General features: G+C 35.8%; 22 protein-coding genes and 1 other annotated feature. Of the genes, 5 read left to right on the top strand and 17 right to left on the bottom strand.

Annotated elements, in window-relative coordinates; all coding sequences use genetic code 11:
• Positions 1-74: 74 nt before the first annotated feature.
• Positions 75-1,130: a calcium/proton exchanger gene (gene cax / locus BAMA_RS11595; RefSeq protein WP_034639147.1), complete on the bottom strand. Its 1,056-nt coding sequence runs from the start codon at positions 1,128-1,130 to the stop codon at positions 75-77.
• A 418-nt stretch (positions 1,131-1,548) separates the two neighbouring features.
• Between cax and BAMA_RS11590 the strand changes: the two genes are divergently transcribed.
• Both BAMA_RS11590 and BAMA_RS11585 read left to right on the top strand, forming a co-directional pair.
• Positions 1,549-1,965 (top strand): pyridoxamine 5'-phosphate oxidase family protein, encoded by a 417-nt coding sequence (locus BAMA_RS11590; protein WP_034639146.1) that lies wholly within the window; start codon positions 1,549-1,551, stop codon positions 1,963-1,965.
• Positions 1,966-2,341: 376 nt separating this feature from the next.
• Positions 2,342-2,488 carry a BH0509 family protein gene (locus BAMA_RS11585; RefSeq protein ID WP_034639145.1) on the top strand — a complete coding sequence of 49 codons (147 nt, stop codon included), beginning with the start codon at positions 2,342-2,344 and terminating at the stop codon, positions 2,486-2,488.
• 78 nt (positions 2,489-2,566) lie between these two features.
• On the opposite strand, the gene BAMA_RS11580 is transcribed toward BAMA_RS11585, so the two are convergent.
• From BAMA_RS11580 to BAMA_RS11560, 5 genes are all read right to left on the bottom strand, one after another.
• Entirely contained in the window at positions 2,567-3,247 is a 681-nt protein-coding gene (locus tag BAMA_RS11580; RefSeq protein ID WP_034639144.1) for a lysoplasmalogenase, read from the bottom strand.
• Positions 3,248-3,362: 115 nt separating this feature from the next.
• Positions 3,363-4,310, bottom strand: a complete 948-nt coding sequence (locus BAMA_RS11575; protein WP_034639143.1) for a DMT family transporter — start codon at positions 4,308-4,310, stop codon at positions 3,363-3,365.
• A 390-nt stretch (positions 4,311-4,700) separates the two neighbouring features.
• Positions 4,701-5,570 (bottom strand): YihY/virulence factor BrkB family protein, encoded by an 870-nt coding sequence (locus BAMA_RS11570; RefSeq protein WP_034639141.1) that lies wholly within the window; start codon positions 5,568-5,570, stop codon positions 4,701-4,703.
• A 9-nt stretch (positions 5,571-5,579) separates the two neighbouring features.
• Positions 5,580-6,086 carry a DUF4075 domain-containing protein gene (locus BAMA_RS11565; RefSeq protein WP_034639139.1) on the bottom strand — a complete coding sequence of 169 codons (507 nt, stop codon included), beginning with the start codon at positions 6,084-6,086 and terminating at the stop codon, positions 5,580-5,582.
• A gap of 38 nt (positions 6,087-6,124) precedes the next feature.
• Positions 6,125-6,589 carry a low molecular weight protein-tyrosine-phosphatase gene (locus tag BAMA_RS11560; RefSeq protein ID WP_034639138.1) on the bottom strand — a complete coding sequence of 155 codons (465 nt, stop codon included), beginning with the start codon at positions 6,587-6,589 and terminating at the stop codon, positions 6,125-6,127.
• A 167-nt stretch (positions 6,590-6,756) separates the two neighbouring features.
• On the opposite strand from BAMA_RS11560, the gene BAMA_RS11555 reads away from it, so the two are divergent.
• Positions 6,757-6,981 carry a DUF1128 domain-containing protein gene (locus BAMA_RS11555; protein WP_034639137.1) on the top strand — a complete coding sequence of 75 codons (225 nt, stop codon included), beginning with the start codon at positions 6,757-6,759 and terminating at the stop codon, positions 6,979-6,981.
• 58 nt (positions 6,982-7,039) lie between these two features.
• Here BAMA_RS11555 and proS read toward each other — a convergent pair whose 3' ends face one another.
• Together proS and BAMA_RS11545 are read right to left on the bottom strand one after the other, a co-directional pair.
• Positions 7,040-8,470, bottom strand: a complete 1,431-nt coding sequence (proS, locus tag BAMA_RS11550) for a proline--tRNA ligase (RefSeq protein WP_034639136.1) — start codon at positions 8,468-8,470, stop codon at positions 7,040-7,042.
• Positions 8,471-8,517: 47 nt separating this feature from the next.
• Positions 8,518-8,723 (bottom strand) — a binding site (T-box leader).
• 81 nt (positions 8,724-8,804) lie between these two features.
• The gene (locus BAMA_RS11545) at positions 8,805-9,080 is read right to left on the bottom strand and encodes a YesK-like family protein (RefSeq protein WP_034639135.1); all 276 of its coding nucleotides are present in this window, start codon (positions 9,078-9,080) and stop codon (positions 8,805-8,807) included.
• Between the two features lie 402 nt (positions 9,081-9,482).
• Between BAMA_RS11545 and BAMA_RS11540 the strand changes: the two genes are divergently transcribed.
• Positions 9,483-10,766 carry an MFS transporter gene (locus BAMA_RS11540; protein ID WP_034639133.1) on the top strand — a complete coding sequence of 428 codons (1,284 nt, stop codon included), beginning with the start codon at positions 9,483-9,485 and terminating at the stop codon, positions 10,764-10,766.
• A 39-nt stretch (positions 10,767-10,805) separates the two neighbouring features.
• On the opposite strand, the gene BAMA_RS11535 is transcribed toward BAMA_RS11540, so the two are convergent.
• The 7 genes from BAMA_RS11535 to BAMA_RS23490 form a co-directional block, all read right to left on the bottom strand.
• Positions 10,806-11,099: a DUF2087 domain-containing protein gene (locus BAMA_RS11535; RefSeq protein WP_051758930.1), complete on the bottom strand. Its 294-nt coding sequence runs from the start codon at positions 11,097-11,099 to the stop codon at positions 10,806-10,808.
• An 80-nt stretch (positions 11,100-11,179) separates the two neighbouring features.
• The gene (locus tag BAMA_RS11530) at positions 11,180-12,373 is read right to left on the bottom strand and encodes an MFS transporter (RefSeq protein ID WP_034639132.1); all 1,194 of its coding nucleotides are present in this window, start codon (positions 12,371-12,373) and stop codon (positions 11,180-11,182) included.
• Positions 12,374-12,441: 68 nt separating this feature from the next.
• Positions 12,442-13,023, bottom strand: coding sequence for a TetR/AcrR family transcriptional regulator (locus tag BAMA_RS11525; protein WP_034639130.1), 582 nt, complete (start codon positions 13,021-13,023; stop codon positions 12,442-12,444).
• 81 nt (positions 13,024-13,104) lie between these two features.
• Positions 13,105-13,248: a hypothetical protein gene (locus tag BAMA_RS24520; RefSeq protein ID WP_157405990.1), complete on the bottom strand. Its 144-nt coding sequence runs from the start codon at positions 13,246-13,248 to the stop codon at positions 13,105-13,107.
• Between the two features lie 93 nt (positions 13,249-13,341).
• The gene (locus BAMA_RS11520) at positions 13,342-13,572 is read right to left on the bottom strand and encodes a hypothetical protein (protein ID WP_034639129.1); all 231 of its coding nucleotides are present in this window, start codon (positions 13,570-13,572) and stop codon (positions 13,342-13,344) included.
• Positions 13,573-13,592: 20 nt separating this feature from the next.
• Entirely contained in the window at positions 13,593-13,901 is a 309-nt protein-coding gene (locus tag BAMA_RS11515) for a thioredoxin family protein (protein ID WP_034639127.1), read from the bottom strand.
• Positions 13,902-13,964: 63 nt separating this feature from the next.
• Positions 13,965-15,587, bottom strand: coding sequence for a C39 family peptidase (locus tag BAMA_RS23490; protein WP_051758929.1), 1,623 nt, complete (start codon positions 15,585-15,587; stop codon positions 13,965-13,967).
• 729 nt (positions 15,588-16,316) lie between these two features.
• Here BAMA_RS23490 and BAMA_RS11505 point away from each other — a divergent pair.
• Complete coding sequence (locus BAMA_RS11505) at positions 16,317-18,347, top strand: glycosyl hydrolase family 18 protein (RefSeq protein ID WP_034639126.1); 2,031 nt, start codon at positions 16,317-16,319, stop codon at positions 18,345-18,347.
• 44 nt (positions 18,348-18,391) lie between these two features.
• Here BAMA_RS11505 and BAMA_RS11500 read toward each other — a convergent pair whose 3' ends face one another.
• Both BAMA_RS11500 and BAMA_RS11495 read right to left on the bottom strand, forming a co-directional pair.
• Complete coding sequence (locus tag BAMA_RS11500) at positions 18,392-19,060, bottom strand: methionine ABC transporter permease (protein WP_034639125.1); 669 nt, start codon at positions 19,058-19,060, stop codon at positions 18,392-18,394.
• Entirely contained in the window at positions 19,035-20,075 is a 1,041-nt protein-coding gene (locus BAMA_RS11495; protein WP_034639124.1) for a methionine ABC transporter ATP-binding protein, read from the bottom strand. The genes BAMA_RS11500 and BAMA_RS11495 overlap by 26 nt, the downstream gene beginning before the upstream one ends.
• Positions 20,076-20,080 lie beyond the last annotated feature (5 nt).

The following is a 20,080-nucleotide window of genomic DNA, read 5'->3' as shown; positions in this document are numbered from 1 at the left end:
GCTCCTTCCTAAATTAAACGATTTAAACTTCATACTATATTGTTTTCTCCTCCATCGTTTGTTATCCAATTTTTTTACAATAAATAAAAGCCGATACCCATAATGAAGTAAGCTGCAAGCAAAGTTAGTCCTTCAAACCAGTTTGTATCCCCATCATTCAAGATTGCAATCGTTAAAAACACTCCTGTTACCATTACAACAAGTTCTGGCAACGTAAATACAAGGGGCATTTTCGTAGTAAAAAACATGGAAAGAATGACAAGAACCGGCGCTACAAACATTGCAATTTGAAGTGTAGAACCAACTGCGATTTCAACAGCAATATCTACTTTATTTTTATAAGCCATAATAATTGCTGACGCGTGTTCAGCTGCATTCCCAACAATCGCAACGATAATGACCCCAATAAATAACTGGGACCACCCAAATGTTTCTCCTACTGCTGTAAATGTATGAACAAGTGCTTCTGATACATATGCAACCGCTGCAGTTGCAATTGCTAAAATAAGCAATGCTTTTTTCTTCGACCATTCTGGTTCTTCTTCATGTTCTTCTACTTCTGTTTTACTTTGATATACACCTCGGTGCGTTACAAGTTTAAAGAATAGTGCTGCTAAATATAAAGCAATTAAAATTATTGAGATACCAATACTAAACTGAAACGTTTCATCAACATCCATATTAATAGAAAAGACTTCCGGAACAACAAATGCTACAACTACTCCAAAAATAAGCAAAGCTGAATTATGTCTTGCATCATAAACATTAAAACTTTGTCGTTTATATTTGAGTCCTCCTACAAAGAAAGATAATCCGCCAACTAATAACAAATTACCAAGAACAGAACCAGTTAACGAAGCAAGAACAACTTCAACTAAACCTGCTTGAAGTGCAAATATCGAAATGATTAGTTCTACTGCATTTCCGAAAGTTGCATTTAATAGCCCACCAATTCGCGGTCCCGATACAATTGCTAAACTTTCTGTTGCTCTCCCCATAAACCCTGCTAATGCAATAATCGTAATACAATATACAGCAAACATCATAGTTTGTGGCCAATGGAGTGTATTTCCTAAAATAGATAACGGAAATCCAATCACTACAATTAGTAAAAAGAGCTTATTAACCATCGTTCTCATCCTTCCACTTCATAATATTTTTCTTACACGATTCACCAACTGTCCAACTCTCTCTTCATAATTTGAGAAATTGAAAAAAGATAATGGGACAAGTAACAGCTAAACTAATTTGGCGAATAGCCCGTGAGTTGGAGCATCTTCCTCTGAATGAAAGCTTCACTTTATCCCGCTATTTGCGGGCTGTAAGACTCCCCACTCAAAACTTGAAAGAAGCAATGAAGTTTAGTTTGGAGATTAACAGCCCGTAAAAGCCCGATTGGTCGGGCTGACATTCAGTGTGGGATGCCCCCACTGAGTGAAGTTTCACTTTATTATTCTTTTCCTAATCCTCCCTATTTCATGATATTTACGTTTAAAAAATGGTAGGAAAGAAAAAAGTAATAGAGGTAAAGAAAAAGGAGGCATTTACATGCATATAAAAGAAAAAATTATGAGTATCATCCAAAATGATAAGACTGGAGTCCTTGCTACCATTCGTGACAATAAACCACATAGTTCCTTTATGATTTTTTTTCATGAAGACTTTGTTTTATATGTAGCGACTGATCGCCAGTCTAAAAAGATAGCTGATATCGAGAAAAATCCAAATGTACACATTTTACTCGGAAAAAAAAGTAAAAACTTTGATGAAAGTTATATTGAAGTTGAAGGAACTGCTTCTATTGAAGAAGATGCAACATTAAAAAATAAATTTTGGAATAACGGTTTAAAACGCTGGCTACTTGGACCTGAAGACCCGAACTATGTACTGATTAAAATTAACCCAGATACAATTTATTACATCGATGGTGCTGGCACTTCCCAACCTGAATTTTTAAGGTTATAACATTCCCCCTCTCTCATATTTGAAATATATGAGAGAGGGCTTTTCTTTTTTAACATTCTCTCTTATTAACAGGTTATAAAGTTCGACTAACAATCATTAAGGGGTTTCTCCATCCCCACGACTAATCGGGCTTTTATAGGCTGTTAATCTCCCACCTAAATTTCTTCGCGTTCTCTCAAGTTTTGAGGTGGGGATCTTAAAGCCCGCAAATAGCAGGATAAAAATCAGCTTATCGTTAAAACCTCACCACTATATTTTGTCGAACGATTATTCTTCAAAAAAATGTGAAAAAAGCTGGAACTTTCTAAAGATTCTGTTATATAATAGTATCAACTTAAATAAACTGTATTAAAACAGTGTGGGAGGAGAAATACAAATGAGAAGAGAAGAACGGAAAAATATGATTGATTTTATTGAGAAGAAAAAAGAAATCGAACGTGAGGAATTACTCTATATGACAGATGAAGAAGTGGAACATATTTATAACGTAACGTACTTTGTTTACGAAGAAATTGCAGAGTAGTACAGGTCTATATCATATTCATAATTTATCCCAATAAAAAAATCCGATTTTTACTGTATAAGTAAAAATCGGATTTTTTTAAATTCCAACATATATAATACACATTTGTGCAGCTATGTACGTCGCCCAAATAAGGAGTGGATCATATTTCACTTTCCTGTCTCCAATTTCTGTAATTCCAATAATCGCATCTGAAATAACAAATAGCAATCCACCAATCGCAGGAATCCACCATATCCCGTTACCTGCATATGCTAAAGCAAACGCAAAACACGCCATTCCACCAACCCAAATACCATAAATAAAAGAGCCAATTGTAAATACCTTATCTCGTTTTGAATTTCGAATAAAAGTAAACCAAGCAATAATGAAAACTAAACCATATAGGACTACACCTATTAGCAATCCTATCGTTGAAATACCTGTTAGTAAAAACGCTGTTACATAAAAACAATGAGCAATTGCAAAAGTCATCATCCCTCCTATTAAACGATGACCAAATGGAACAAGCCCTGCCATAAATAAATCACCAAGTGTCGAAAATGTCATACCCATTGCAATCCAGTGGCGATATGGATCTCCTGGATTTTGCACCCACATCCATATCGCTGCTCCTGTAAGCGAAAAACTAAGTAAAATGCGAATAAATAATGGTAACGGTTCATTTTTCCCCGTCTTATTTGATTTCCACACACCAGATATCATACCGATTACAAGTAGTGTAATTTGTAATCCTATTAATATGTACATTTCATTCATACAACTATGCTCCTTGATAAATAAATGTTGATATGTTATTCGTGATTGAACGATCATTTTCCTTTTTTATAGCGAAATTTGTCAAATAAAAAAAGAAGAACATATTTTGTTCTTCTTATATTGTCTGCTTTATCTTCTCTGCCCTTTTAATACCTTGCGGACGATTGACAACAATAATTCCGGCTGCTACACATGCTAAACCAAATAAAATAAAGGAATGTAACTCTTCTCCCAAAATGAAGCTTGATAATAGAACACCAAACATAGGAATAAAGAACATGTACATAGACACTTTTCCCACTTTGTTATATTTCATAATTGTGTTCCATATACAAAAACCAGCTGCTGATAAAAATGATAAATATAATAACATAAGGAACGCATTCAAACTAAACGTAAATGGGGCAACCCCAACCTGTAAAATTCCAATGAATAATAGACCAAAAGAACCGATAATCATTTGATAGGCAGTCATATAGCCAACGTCCATCGTTTTACTTCCTTCTTTTGCGAGTATATTTCCATATGAATATAAAAGTGCCGCACTAAGAAGTAATAGTTCACCAATTCCAAAGTTAAATGTCATCTCTCCTCTTGGAATATTTACAAGAATCACACCGCAAAAACCAATTGTTACACCAACTATTTTTCTTACATTTAATGCATCGTCTTTATATAAAAAGTGTGCTATTAAAATTTGAAAAAACGATGAAGTTCCCGATAAGATTGCTCCTTCTACTCCTGTGCTATAACTCAAACCGATATAAAAACATACATATTGTAAAAACGTTTGAAATAAACCAATTTGTACAAGTTGCTTCGTTGTTTCCCGTCTAAAAGCCATACGCTGCCCAATTAACTTAAAGAAAATAAGCAACATAAAACCAGATAAGAAAAATCGATACCCCGCAAATAAAATTTGCTCACCAACTTCATGCGGCTGAATATGCAGCTCAGTATAACTAAGTTTAATAAAAGGAAATGCACTTCCCCAAAGAAAAGTTGCAACTATAGCAGCGATAAAAACGCCTAGTGGATGAGTAAAAATTTTTTCTACTTTCACATTTTTTCTTCCTCTCTCATCTTGTTACAAACAAGAGTAAAATGTAACAAAACAAAAGGAAAAACACAAGTTTTTTAACTTAACTATAAAAATAAAGTGAAACTTCATACAATTTTTAGCGTTACCGCTTGACTAATCGGTCATGAAGGAAGTACGATTCTCGTTTTTTAAATGGCCTACGCCTGTTAAAAGATCACAATTAAACGGGTTCCGAAAAGGAACCCGTTTTTTTAATGGAAACCGTTATGTGAGTTTGCGCTACTGCTTGTTTTGTGCTTAGGATGTGAACTACTTTTTTGTTTACCTTGGTTTTTATTGTTATGATTTTTCTTATTGTTACTCATGGCTGCTTCCCTCCTCTTCGGTTCTCTTCTAGTATGGGAAAAGAGGCTACTTTCCATTACGGGAATTATTGCTATCTATTCTGTAACAATTCAGCAATGCGTTAATTTCTCCGCCGAGTAGAATAACCCACGCGGTTAAGTAAAACCATAACATTAAAACGATAATACCACCGAGACCACCGTATGTAGTGGCGTAATTTCCAAATCTTTCAACATAAAAAGCAAATGAATACGATACCACAATCCACCCAACTGTTGCAAATAGAGCACCCGAAATTACTTCTCTACGTTCTAAATGCTTGTTCGGTGCAAATTTATATAGGAAGCTAAACAGACCAAATAATACGAAGAAACTGGCTACTAATCGAACAGCGCTCCATACAACTGCAAAACTCTCTGATAAACCGAGTATGCGAAAAACAGCAGCTCCAATAAGTTGCCCGAAAACAGGAACGATTAAAGCAAACATAATCATAAAAACCATCGCTAACGTCAAAACGATAGAGAGTGCCCTTGTTGTAATAAAAGAACGTGTTTCTTTTATATCGTAAGCACGATTAAATGCATTCATAACCGCATTTACACCATTTGAAGCAAACCATAACATTGCGAGTAAACCAAATGATAATAAACCACCATTTTGTTCATTCATTACTTTTTGGACGTTTATTTCAATTAATGCCATTGCATCTTCAGGTACATATGTCTCTAACAATTGCAGAACGTCTTCTGTCTGAATAGGAATATAACCAACAAGTGTAATTAAAAAAACAAGACCCGGGAAAATAGCAAGCAAGAAAAAATAAGCGAGCTGTGCTGCCAAGCCCGCTACATCATCTCGCATCGTTCGCTTATACAAGTCTTCTCCAAACGTATAAACGTTATTTTTTCTTGCTCTTTCTAACAATTTTTTCATCTTATTTATTTACACACTTTGCTTCTCTTCTTTAGTTGGCTGAATTTCAATAAATTCTTCTGTTACCTTCTCTTCTGTTTTCATAAACATTTCACGTGCTTCTTGCATACCGCCATCTTCCGCTACGACAGGTTCAGTTTCACTTTGTAATTCTTTCCCTTCTGTATTTACAGGCTGAATCGCAACTGTCTCTTTCTTTTCAATAGCAGCTTCTTTTTTCTTATTAAAAATTTCTTTCGTTTCTTTTAACGTTTCAACAACTGTTGGTGTCAGCTTTTTAATTTCAGCCACTTTCGCCTTTACAACTTCTAAATCTGCGAATTCACGCCCTTTATCGGTAACAGTCTGAACTTTTTCACGTAGCTTAGCGTTTTCACCAATTTCAATCATTTTTGTTTTTGCTTTTTCAGCAGTGCCCTTCACCTTATCGCGATTTTCCTTCTTTAACATCGAAACCGCCACACCTGCCGCTACACCAATTGCAATGTTTCTAATTACATTATTTTTCTTTGCCATATTCCTTCACCCTTTCAATTATTTTGTTAGAACTTAACTCATATTCCTTTTTGTGTGCGAATGAATGTTAATAATTTTGCACATCCTTCTGTTACAAGGTCATATACCTCTTGAAAGTTCCCTGTAAAATAAGGATCCGGAACATCAGTCCAACCACCTTCTGGAACAAAATTGGAAAGTTTTCCAATATAGCCACTTATATTACCTAAGCTTTGTAAATCTGAGAAATTTTTATTATCCATTGCAATAATATAGTCAAACTTTGTTAAATCTTCTTTTTCTACTTGGCGAGCTGTAATTCCTTCAAAAGAAACTTCATTTTCCATTAAAATTTTTTGTGTTCCTGTATGAGGTGGGTGACCGATATGCCAATCTCCTGTACCAGCAGAATCAACTTGAATTTGATTTGCTAACCCTTCTTTTTTTACAAGCTCCCGAAAAATCGCTTCTGCCATCGGAGAGCGGCAAATGTTCCCAAGACAAACAAATAATACTTGAACCATATTTGCTTCCTCCCTTCATGATGCATTTCTTATATATAGTATAAACAATCAATAATCTGTTATAAAGGAAATCTCTACTAATTTAATACGATTGAAAACTTACATTAACGAAAATGATAAAAGATGATAAGATAAAGCTATGTATTGTAAAAAAGGGGGATCCTTTCATGGATTTATCAGTAAAATCACAAGAAAACGTTGAATATATGGTTGAAACGATCAAAGAAAAATTACGTATGGTAAACGTTGGCGCAATGAAAGCTTCTAACTTTGATGAAGAAACATACGAAGATTTACGTGACATTTACGACCATGTAATGAAACGTGAAACATTTAGTATTAGTGAAATGCAAGCTATTACAGAAGAATTAGGTTCACTAATAAAGAAATAAGTGATAAAAATCGCGTAAAGCATGTAGATATCCCCTCATGCTTTACGCGATTTTTTTATTAATATGCTTTTCCCCAGTACACCATATGCTTTGCTTCTTTTTCACAACATACACAGTTCTCCGCTAATTTTTCTTGCTCAAATGGTATGCAACGCGATGTCACACCAACTTCTTCTTTCAATCTCTCTTCGCACTTCACATCACCGCACCACATTGCCTTTATGAATCCTTGTTTTTCCTGTGCTAATTCTTTCATTTCTTCAAATGTCACGGTATGATATGTTTTTTCCTCACGTAATACCTTTGCTTTTTGAAATAAAGATTCATGAATTTCATCAAGTAATATTGGAATACGCACTTCTAATTCATCCATACATACAAACTCTTTCTCTTTTGTATCACGTCTAACAAGTACAACTTGATTCTTTTCAATATCTTTTGGCCCTACCTCTAAACGAATTGGTACACCTTTCATTTCATACTCATTAAATTTCCATCCAGGTGATTTATCACTTACATCCATTTTCACTCGTGCGACCTTTTTAATTCGATTTTGCAACTGATTTGCCTTTTCTACTACACCTTCTTTATGCTGAGCAATTGGTACAATCATCACTTGCGTTGGTGCAATTTTTGGTGGTAGTACAAGACCGTTATTATCACTATGCACCATAATTAATCCACCAATCATCCTTGTTGATACACCCCAAGACGTTTGATGCGCATATTGCCATTTTCCGTTTCGATCTAAAAATTTAATATCAAACGCTTCTGTAAAGTTTGTTCCAAAATTATGAGATGTGCCTGTTTGTAATGCTTTGCCGTCATGCATTAAACTTTCAATTGTATAAGTTGCTTTGGCCCCAGCAAATTTTTCTTTCTCTGTCTTTTGACCTTTTACAACTGGAATCGCTAAATATTCCTCACAAAATGAAGCATATAAATTTAAAATACGGATTGTTTGCTCCTCAGACTGTTCTGCTGTTTCATGAACTGTATGACCTTCTTGCCATAAAAACTCCGCCGTACGTAAAAATGGACGCGTCGTTTTTTCCCAGCGCACGACAGAACACCATTGATTATATAGCTTTGGCAAATCATTGTACGATTGGACAATTTTCGAGAAGTGTTCGCAAAATAATGTTTCTGATGTTGGACGAACACATAACCGTTCTGCCAACTTTTCATTTCCACCATGCGTAACCCACGCTACTTCTGGTGCAAATCCTTCAACGTGATCTTTCTCTTTTTGAAGCAAACTTTCTGGAATGAACATTGGCATATACACATTTTCGTGCCCAGTTTCTTTTAATTTCTCATCCATTATTTTTTGTATGTTTTCCCAAACTGCATAACCATACGGACGTAAAATCATACAACCTTTCACACTAGAATAATCAACAAGCTCTGCTTTCTTTACAATATCGGTATACCACTGAGCAAAATCATCTTCCATCTTTGTAATTGCTTGTACTTGTCCTTTCGCCATTGCTTTTCTCTCCTTTTTTGTAAAATAAAAAAAGCCCGCATCCCTAAAATAGGGACCGAGCTTTTATCGGCGTTACCACCCTGATTCATATACAACATGTATATGCTCTCTTATTTGATAACGGGCTTCACCCGCTGCGCAAGCAGAAACTCAAAGGTAGGTTCCATATCGCTCAATAAGAATCTCACAGCCAAACCGATTCTCTCTCTGAAAAAGAGTAAAATATGTACTAATCCTTTTTCCTTGTTTTTTACCATATATTTATTGTTCCTTATCATAATACACAGAATTTAGGAATGCAATACAAAATTTTTCACTTTTGGACTTTTTAAATTCAAAGTACACCTTTCCTAACAATCTTCATTATTTGGTGAAGTATCATACCAATCAGTGTTCCTATTAGAATGAACAAGTAAAGGAATCCATATGCCATCCCTTCCCATCCATTCTCAAAATACATTGAACCGAAAAAGCCGACAATACAAAGAATAATAACAAGAAATCCAAAACTAATATCGAATGAACGAGTAGGAAACATTTTACGTAATATAAAAGAAATGATAAACATAACAATGGCTGCTACAATACCGCTAAGTATAAAAATTTGCATTATTTTCTCCTCCCTTCCGTCATTAAATTGATTATACGTCAAAAAATCAGAAAATAAAAAAACTTTAATTAGAGATAATCTTATATAATTAGATACTAATAACAACATACAAACTTTTATCCCGCTATTTGCGGGCTGTAAGATTTCCACCTCAAAACTTGAGAAAAAGCAAAGAAGTTCAAGTGGGAGATTAACAGCCCGATTGGTCTGGCTAACACTCAGTCGGGGGTGAAGAAAATCCCCACTGAGTAAAGTTTCACTTTATGAAAGCGACAGAATGAGCATTGCGGTCTATTCATCTTTAAATACATGTAAAAAGTATGTAAAGATTTATACACTGTCTCTTTTTTGCACATCCCTTTCTGTAAAATGGTATTAAGATGATTAAAAGGAGGAACATTCATGAAGAAAATGTCCAAGCAAGAAAAAAGCTGGATATTATATGACTGGGCAAATTCGGTTTTTTCGCTTGTTATTACGACAGCACTATTTCCAATTTATTTCAAAACCGCTGCAAGTGAAGCCGGTATATCTAGTACGGATTCTACGGCCTTTTGGGGGTATACAACTTCATTAGCAACATTATTTGTTTCTATACTTGCACCACTTCTTGGGACAATTGCAGATTATAAAGGGTTCAAAAAACGTTTTTTTACATTCTTTTTTGCACTCGGTATTATCTTTACGAGCATGCTTAGCATTGTACCTACTTCACAATGGTTACTGTTGCTTGGATGCTTCATGATTGCTTTAATTGGATTCGCGGGAGCAAATATTTTTTACGATGCCTTTTTAGTTGATGTAACATCATCTGACCGAATGGACAAGATTTCATCTCGTGGATTTGCCCTTGGTTACATTGGAAGTACAATTCCGTTTATCGGGTGTATCGCTCTTATTATGCTTGCACAAAATGGTGTGCTGCCCTTTTCTATAGGAATCGCGAGTCAAATTTCGTTTGCAATTACAGCACTTTGGTGGGGACTATTTACAATCCCTATGCTTAAGAACGTAGAGCAACGTTATTATATTGAACGTCATCCAAAACCAGTTGTCACGAGCTTTAAACGTTTATTTGAAACATTTAAGAACATTCGTCAATACAAGACTATTTTTTGGTTCCTCCTTGCATATTTCTTTTATATTGACGGTGTTGATACTATTATTACAATGTCGACTGCATACGGGACAGATCTTGGCATTGGTGCAACAGATTTATTAATTATTTTATTTGTAACACAAATCGTTGCTTGTCCATTTGCATTATTGTATGGTAAACTCTCTGAAACATTTACCGGCAAGAAGATGCTATATGTCGGAATCATCATATACATTATCATTTGTTCCTATGCTTATTTCTTAGAAACGACGCTTGATTTTTGGATTTTAGCAATGCTTGTTGCTACATCACAAGGCGGCATTCAAGCATTAAGCCGTTCTTACTTTGCTAAACTTGTTCCGAAAGAATCAGCAAATGAATTTTTCGGTTTTTATAACATTTTCGGTAAATTTGCTGCTATTATGGGGCCAGTTCTCGTCGGAGTTACAACGCAAGTAACGGGACAAACAAATGCTGGTGTACTAAGTATTATCGTCTTATTTATTATCGGTGGTATTTTATTAACAAAAGTACCTGAAGTAACTACTTCTGTAACACCCCCGGGTCAAAAATCTAAGACGTTGTAGCAAAGAACCTCCTGTATCTATATACAGGAGGTTCTCTTATCATTTATTTATTTTCCAAACTTCTTCTCGGTTCACTTCATACATACTATTTTCACGGTCCATAAATGCTTGCACGATAAACTCCCTTCGAATCGTCGCAAAATCTTCATGAAACCTCTTAATATACTCATTGATTTCTTTCTCTGTATACTGCCTTCCATACTCCAATCCTTTTACCATATGTTCAAGCACGATGAGCTTCTTTTTATGCTGTGCGGGTATATTTTTTATCGCCCCTGATTCTGTTAAAAAATTTTTTAATACGGATTGTTTCTCTTGCTCTGAAATTACCATAACACTCTCTCCCTTCCCATTCTTTTATTCTCTAAATCTTTTTTAAAACCCTTTTAGAATGGGAATATACATAATAAGGATTAGTTTTGTTTTTCATCCATTTTCATTTTTAATATTGGTAAAACTGCTACAAGTACAAGCAATGATGCAATGCTAAATACAGCAATTAATGAAGTTGCTGCCTTTAGCACTCCACCTAACGAAACTCCAATTAACATCATACTCATGAATAACGGCAAGATTGTACCATTTACACGGCCTATCATATTTTCATCTACAAGTTGAATCATGAACGTGCCAATTATAACGTTAACAGAAGCTAAGCAAATTCCAGTTAGAAGGCGCATTGTAACAGTTAGTAAAAATGATGTAGAGAAAGCTTCTACAACAAATGACATTGCCAACATTGTAATCCCTGCTACGAGTACATACTTCGGCTTTACTTTTGTAGTAATAATTGCTGCAACTAATCCACCTACTAACATGCCAATGCCATCCGCTGCGGTCAAATATTGCACTGCCTCTTTATCCATTCCTAATCGCTCAATAACAAGAAATACTTCCAATGGTTGTGTTAAACCTGCAGCCAAGCCAATAATCGCAAAAGTAATTGCTAACATACATAACTGATTAGAGCGTAATACATAAAACCACCCTACTTTTATATCACTCCATAATGATGAACTCGTAACAACTTCTTCTCGCTCCCACTTTGGCAGAAATAGAAGAGAACATGCTGATAATGCAAAAATAATAATTAAGCTATAAAGCGACACAGATAATCCAAGCTGTGTGTATACGAATGTTCCTAACGCTGGACCAAATATAAGAAATAATGATTGTAAACTTTGTGATATGCCAATCGCTACAGGGACATGTTCTTTTTCCACATGATGCTTAAATACGCGGGAAGTAGATGGCTGAGAAAATTGACTCACAACAGCTGATATGAACGTTGCCGCAAATATTGCTTGCCAATATCCACCTTGAAATAATAAAGCGATAAGAATAATAGAAATTGTACTTAATATATCACCTGCAATCATTGTACGCTTCGGATTCCAGCGATCAGCTAGTGCTCCTCCAATAATAGAAAAGATAAAGATTGGTGCATATTCCATAACCGATAATAAAGAAACAGCAACAGGATTATTATTCGTTTGCTCCATCACAAAAAATAGTAATGCCATATTCCTTATCCAAATTGCTAATTGTTGTAAAATATCCGACGTCATTACGAGCATAAATACTCGATTTTTTAATAAAGTTTTCATTCTATAGTCTCCTCCTGTTAAACCGACCATCCAGTCTAATTTAGTGTAAAAGAAAAGCTGCTGATTCATTATTCAGCTGCTATCCCTTTTAACAATACATCGATTGCCTTTTTATAAATACGTTTCATTTCTGTTTCGTCCACTTCATAATACAATGTGCCAAGTCCTGATAATAAACCATTTAAAATGTACATGAGATCATTTGCATCGTCTTGACGGAATTCACCTGACGCCATTCCTTCTTCTATTAGCATTTTAAAAATACGATAAGACTCTCTCGATAGACTTATCATTTCATCCATAATTTCTTTACCAACGACTTGACTTGTGACAAATTCTTCTACCGTACTAAAAATAGGACTTTGCGCATCTTCAGCGAAAAACTCAGCTAATCCATATAACTTCTCTTTATTTGTTTCATATTGCTTTTCTTTTTCTTCCCATTTTTCAAGCCAATCGTACGTATGCTGCTTTACGACAAATAAAAATAACTCTTCTTTACTCTTAAAATGGTAATAAATACTCCCTTTACTACGCCCGGTAATTTCACATATATCTTCCATAGATGTTGTTGCATATCCCTTTTGTGTAAATAACTTTTCTGCCTTATAAGCAATTTCTTTTTTTATTTCTTCTGCACTTTTCCTCATTCTCTACACCTCACTATACCGACCGTTCAGTCTAATATTAACATGTGAATCATCTCTTTTACAAGAGACAATTCCCTATATTTAGGAAAATACTTTCTCAAGTGCTATACGAATAGCTTGAAATGAACCTATTTTCAAACCAAATTTGAGAAGGATAAACCCGCCACCAATTACAGCACATATCATCATTTTCTTTTTATTTTTGATTCGAACTTTCTTCTCCATAATATCCCCTTTTGTATGAATAGATATAACCTTTCTAGCATCTAATCAAACGTTTGTTTAAACAGAAAATGCACTCATATAGAGCGTACTTTTTTAATCTCCACCACCGCCGCAGCTTCCACCATCTCCACCTGAAAATCCACCATCACTACTTCCACAATCATTAGAGCTATCCGGACCTGCAAAATAGGCAGGTGATGAAGTTGTAGCAGAATAATTACTGTTCTTTGACTTGTTATGTGGGTTTGCTTTAGGCTTGCCAGAATTCGCTACCGCAATAAGTCCTATAATAAAAACGATTACTAATATAACTAGAAACTCCATGATAAATCCCCCTTTTCGTTTTAAAATAGTTGAAGCATTCGTTCAATCTTTCCTAACGAAATAAAGCGAGACTCCCTCATTATTTCCTTACCATCTTTAAATAATATAATAGTCGGTGCTGTAAAAACTAAATATTTTGCTGAAACTTCTTTCATATCTTGTAGAGAAATAACAATTTGCTTTACATTACAATATTGGTTAAGTAAAGTACTCACCTTTTCTAGCATTACATCGCATACACCACAATTTTCTGTCTTAATAAATAATGATACTAGTGGTTGCTGTTCTATATACGTTGTAAGTTCTTCTACATTTTCAAAATTCTTCACGTACACCCCTCATTTATTCTTATTGTAGAGGCTGCACATATACAGCCTCTACTTCAGACTATATTAGTTCATACTTAGCGCCTTTTTCCCCATATAGTTATAGCTGCTAATAAATTTACTCTTTGATACTTTTGCACCTTTTCCTCTTCTTAGCGGATCATTGAAATATACATAATTATCATCATATCCTGTTACTAATACAGCATGCATATCAAAGTCTGCATAAATTGTTTTCCCAGATGTTGTGCGCCAACTTTTTGGTGCTACCGGATGTGAGAATGATGCAGTAATCCAAGTTACAACTGGCTTTCCTTGTTCTAACAAACGTTCAATACTTGTAAAATCAGATCCTGTTAAATCTATACCGCTATTTGTATAACGATCTAACACTTTCTTTAAAGGTGCAGGGTCAATAGAATACCCTTTTGATATTCCTTTCACATCTCCAACAAATCCAACTGCTGGGTCACCCCATGTAACAATTTGTCCAGAGCTGTTTGTTCTAACAGATGTTGTATCTAACGGCATTTGCATAGCAAGAGACATTTTATCAACATTATAGCCATGATATTTTAACATCATTGTCATTGAAACAACTTCACAACCATTTTTTAATTCTGGAAGCTGAAAAATCATAGGGGCATCTAAGTAAGCTTGTCCTTTTTTCATCACACCATCTTCATAAAGATAATACCATTTTCCTCCATCTGAAACCCAACCTGTTTGCATTGCACCAGTTGAGCCAAAGTAGTACCAATTGCCTCCGTCTTTGTACCAACCCGTCTGCATTACACCGTTTGAGCCAAAGTAGTACCAACTTCCTCCATCTTTGTACCAGCCTGTCTGCATTACACCGTTTGTATCAAAATAATACCAACTTCCTTCATGCTTTTGCCAACCTGTTTGCATTACACCATTTGGGCCAAAGTAGTACCAGCTTCCCTCATGCTTTTGCCAACCTATTTGCATTGCACCGTTCAAGTCAAAGTAATACCAACTTCCTTCATGCTTTTGCCAACCTGTTTGCATTGCACCGTTTGGGCCAAAGTAGTACCAATTTCCCCCATCTTTGTACCAACCGGTTTGCATCACACCGTTTACATCAAAGTAATACCAACTTCCTCCATCTTTGTACCAACCCGTTTGCATTACACCATCTTGTCCAAAGTAGTACCAACTTCCTTCATGCTTTTGCCAACCTGTTTGCATTACACCATTTGGGCCAAAGTAGTACCAACTTCCTCCATCTTTGTACCAACCTGTCTGCATTACACCGTTTACATCAAGGTAATACCAACTAGTCCCATCTTTGTGCCAACCCGTTTGCATTACACCGGTCTCTTCATGAAAATAAAACCATTTCTCTTCTATGTACTTCCAATCTTTTTGAACTACGTTATTTATGTAGTAATAAATACTATCATTCTCTTGAATCCAACCATTCTTAATGCTTTCTTCGATATCCTTTTTCTCTACGATATCTTCTCTACTATCTTCATTTATGACTTCTTTACTTTTTTGAGTAGTTGTAGTTTCTTCCGCTACTACTTCTTCATGCTGCTCTTGTGGTTGTATCACCGGAATGCTCTCTGTTTTTATTACTTCATTACTTGCTTCTGCTAAACTATGCATTGGTGATGCGAATAAACTAGCAGATAACAATAAAGCTGTCTTTTTTTTATTCATGATTTTGATTACTCCTTAACTCTATCTTTTTAATAAAGTGAAACTTCACTCAGTAGGGGTTTTCTTCATCCCCCACTGAGTGTCAGCCCGACCAATCGGGCTTTTACATTCAAAAGCGAAGACGACTGTTCAAGCACGAAAAGCACAAGATAAGCCTTGGCGTGGCGAAGTTTGCCACAGAAAGGATTAGCTTGTGGCTCGAGTGCTTAGGAGTCGTAGCTAGATTCGGGCTGTTAATCTCCTGCCTAAACTCCTTCGTTTTTTCTTAAGTTTTGAGGTGGGAGTCTTACAGCCCGTTAATGCGGGATAAATAACTTTAATTATTTTAATCATTAGAAGTTTTCACTCCTAAATTTCTATTCTACTATTATTTTATATATATAATGACCATCACGCCACAATTGTTTATATCTTACTATTCATATAAAAAAGGAGATATTTATCAACTTTTGAATTTCTAAACAAATTCGATATATTCTATAACCGAAAATTAATTTCACTCCTTATTATTATCGCATTTTTCTGCTCCCATATGTTGAGAAAAAAGCGACTCTTCAAATAAAGCGTTTACATAAATATAGACATTTGCTACGATGAAAACACCTCTAATTTGTATAGACCTCATGATATCTATCCTTTTTGGTTGTATAGATGTTTTATCATCTTGATTCCTATTGGTTTAATGGCATTACCATTAAATAGATTATTTATTACGAAAGGGGCAATACTATGAAAGCAAAGAAATTTACACTTTCTCTTCTATCCGTACTACTCTTCTTACCTCTCTTTCTAACAAACTTTGTAACTCCTACTGCAGCTGCCGCAACTCAGTCAAACACAAGTCAAAAAATTGTTGGTTATTTCCCTTCTTGGGGCATTTACGGTCGCAACTATCAAGTCGCGGACATTGATGCATCAAAACTTACTCATTTAAACTATGCATTTGCCGACATTTGTTGGGACGGAAGACATGGGAACCCGTCAACTCACCCAGATAATCCAAATAAACAAACATGGGCTTGTAAAGAACCTGGTGTACCATTACAAAATAAAGAAGTTCCAAATGGAACGCTCGTATTAGGGGAACCTTGGGCTGATGTTCAAAAATCTTATCCAGGATCCGGAACAACATGGGAAGATTGCGATAAATACGCGCGCTGCGGAAATTTCGGGGAACTAAAAAAGTTAAAAGCAAAATATCCCCACTTAAAAACGTTAATTTCAGTTGGCGGCTGGACTTGGTCGAATCGCTTTTCAGACATGGCAGCTGATCCAAAAATGCGCAAAACATTTGCGGAATCCTCTGTTGCTTTCATCCGTGAATACGGGTTTGATGGCGTAGATATCGACTGGGAATACCCAGGTGTTGAAACAATTCCTGGAGGTAGCTATCGTCCTGAGGATAAACAAAACTTCACCCTGCTTCTACAAGAAGTACGACAAGCTTTAGATAAAGCTGGACAAGAAGATGGAAAGAAATATTTATTAACAATTGCTTCCGGTGCAAGTCAACGTTACGCTGACCATACAGAGCTTAAAAAAATATCTGAAATCCTTGATTGGATTAACATTATGACTTACGACTTCCACGGTGCTTTTGAATCATCTACCAACCATAACGCTGCATTATACGGTGATCCAAAAAACCCAGTACTACCGAAGAAATATTACGTAGACGGTGCAATTGATGTGTATCAAAAAGAAGGTGTACCGTTAAATAAAATTGTATTAGGTGTAGCATTTTACGGCCGTGGTTGGCAAAATTGCGGGCCAGGACCGGATAATACTGGAGAATATCAACCTTGTAAACCTGGAGTGAACGGCGGATACGGAGCGAAAGGAACTTGGGACGACTTCTCTTCAGGTAATACAGGTATTTTCGATTATGGTGACTTAGCAGCAAACTACGTGAACAAAAATGGATATGTTCGCTATTGGAATGATGCAGCAAAAGTACCTTTCCTTTATAACGCTACAACGGGTGCTTTCATTAGTTACGACGATCCAGAATCTATGAAACATAAAACAGATTATATTAAAACAAAAGGTCTTGGCGGTGCAATGTTCTGGGAGCTAAGCGGCGACTGTCGTACAAGTCAAAAGTATACGTGTACTGGTCCAAAGCTTCTTGATACGTTAGTAACAGAATTACTCGGATCACCTATTAACTCAAAAGATGTAGAAGCACCAACAAACGTAAAAAATATAACTGTTGCAAATAAAAATGCAACGCTAGTTCAACTAAACTGGACAGCTTCATCAGACAATGTCGGTGTGACAGAATATGAAGTAACATCAGGTACCGGAAAATGGACAACAACGAAAAACAATATAACAATTAAAGACCTTACACCAAATACAGAGTATACATTCTCTATCGTCGCTAAAGATGCAGCAGGTAATAAATCACAACCAGCTTCTATTACTGTAAAAACAAACGATGGTACTACACCACCAGGTAGTGGAAATAGCGACGTAAAATTTACAGTTACATCTAATTGGGGTACGAGCTACAACTTCTCAATCACAATTAAAAACACAGGAACAACCCCAATTAAAAATTGGACTTTAGATTTTGACTACAATGGAACGTTAACACAAGTTTGGGACTCCAAACTTGTAAGCAGCACAAATAACCACTATGTCATTACAAACAATGGTTGGAATGGTGAAATTCCTGCTGGTGGAACGGTGACAATTGGCGGTGCTGGAACTGGAACTCCAGCAGAATTATTGAACGCTGTTGTTTCTGGAGATTAATAAAAAAAGCGGTATCTCTTATTAGTGAGATATCGCTTTTTCTATTAATCTTTCTTTAACTTCCTTGCAAGACCATTTCCTAACGATTGTAATCCTTGAACAAGAACAATTAAAATAAGTACAGTTACATACATCACTTCTGGTTCATAACGTAAGTGCCCGAATCGATATGCCAAATCTCCAAGACCTCCAGCCCCTACTAACCCTGCCATTGCCGTTGCACCAATTAATCCAATTGTTGCAATCGTTAATCCAAGAATAAGTGATGGACGTGCTTCTCTTATCATCACGTGCCAAATAATTTTCATATTTGAAATCCCCATCGCTTGATATGCTTCGATAATCCCCCGATCGACTTCCAATAATGCTGTCTCCATTAGACGTGCAATATACGGCGCCGTAAATACAACAAGTGGTACAATAACACCTTTCACACCAATTGATGTCCCCATAATTAACTTTGTAAACGGTAGAATGAAGAATAATAGAATGATGAATGGAATAGATCGAATAATATTAATACCCGTATTAAAAATGACATATACAATTCTATTTTCTAATTGACCATTTGGTCTTGTTAAAACAAGAGCCATACCAAGCGGCAGTGCAACGACAATTGAAATTAGCAGTGAAATAGATGTCATCTGAAAAGTTTGAACAGTTGCTTCCCATATCACTGTTCCCCATTCATCCAAAAAGGATTTGCTCCCCATAGTCTTTTTGGCTCCTCTCTACAATAATTCCTTGTTCCTGTAAAAATGTAAGCGCCTGTTTCACTTCGCTTTGTTCCCCTTGCATATGAACAACTAACCTGCCGTAAGCTTCACGCTTTAACTGTGTAATGTTACCCGACAAAATATTTGGATATACTTGAAAACGTTTTGTTGCTATAGCAAGTGCTGGCTCACTAGAAGAATTCCCTATAAAAGAAAGAATTACGATTTCTCCTTTATTTTGTAATTCTTCTTGCAGCCCTTCTGGGATTGTGAACGAAAAAGCACTACTTATGAACTTTTTCGTTGCCTTATGCTTCGGATCTGTAAAAATAGATTTTACTGTACCAGTTTCAACAATAGCCCCGCGCTCCATAACAGCAACGCGGTCACATACACGCTGAATTACATTCATTTCGTGTGTAATCAATAAAATGGTAATCCTCATTTTCTCATTAATTTCTAGTAATAGCTCTAAAATGGACTCTGTTGTTTCTGGATCTAGCGCACTTGTCGCTTCATCACTTAATAACACCTCTGGTTCATGTGCTAAAGCTCGGGCGATTGCAACACGCTGTTTTTGACCACCAGACAGTTCACTAGGATATGCCCCTCTTCGCTCTAACAGTCCAACAATACGTAAATATTTCTCTACCCGTTTTTCAATCTCCCTTTTAGAAACTCCAGCCAACCTTAAAGGTAATGCAATATTTTCATACACATTAACTGTCTTTACTAAATGAAACCCTTGGAAAATCATCCCGATTTTTCGTCTAGCCTGTGCCAATTCTTTTTGGGATAAGGAAGTTAAATCTTGACCATTCACAATTACACTTCCAGTTGTCGGTTTATCTAATAAATTCACACAACGTATTAATGTACTTTTACCAGCACCACTATAGCCGATAATACCAAATACTTCTCCTCTTTCTACTTTTATTGATGTTGGCTTGAGTGCTTCAACTTTCCCTGTTTTTGTTGTAAATACTTTTGATACATTCTTTATTTCAATCATTCTTA

The sequence above is a fragment of the Bacillus manliponensis genome (genome assembly GCF_000712595.1).
Lineage (GTDB): Bacteria > Bacillota > Bacilli > Bacillales > Bacillaceae_G > Bacillus_A > Bacillus_A manliponensis.
This window is presented reverse-complemented; position numbering and strand designations above follow the sequence as displayed.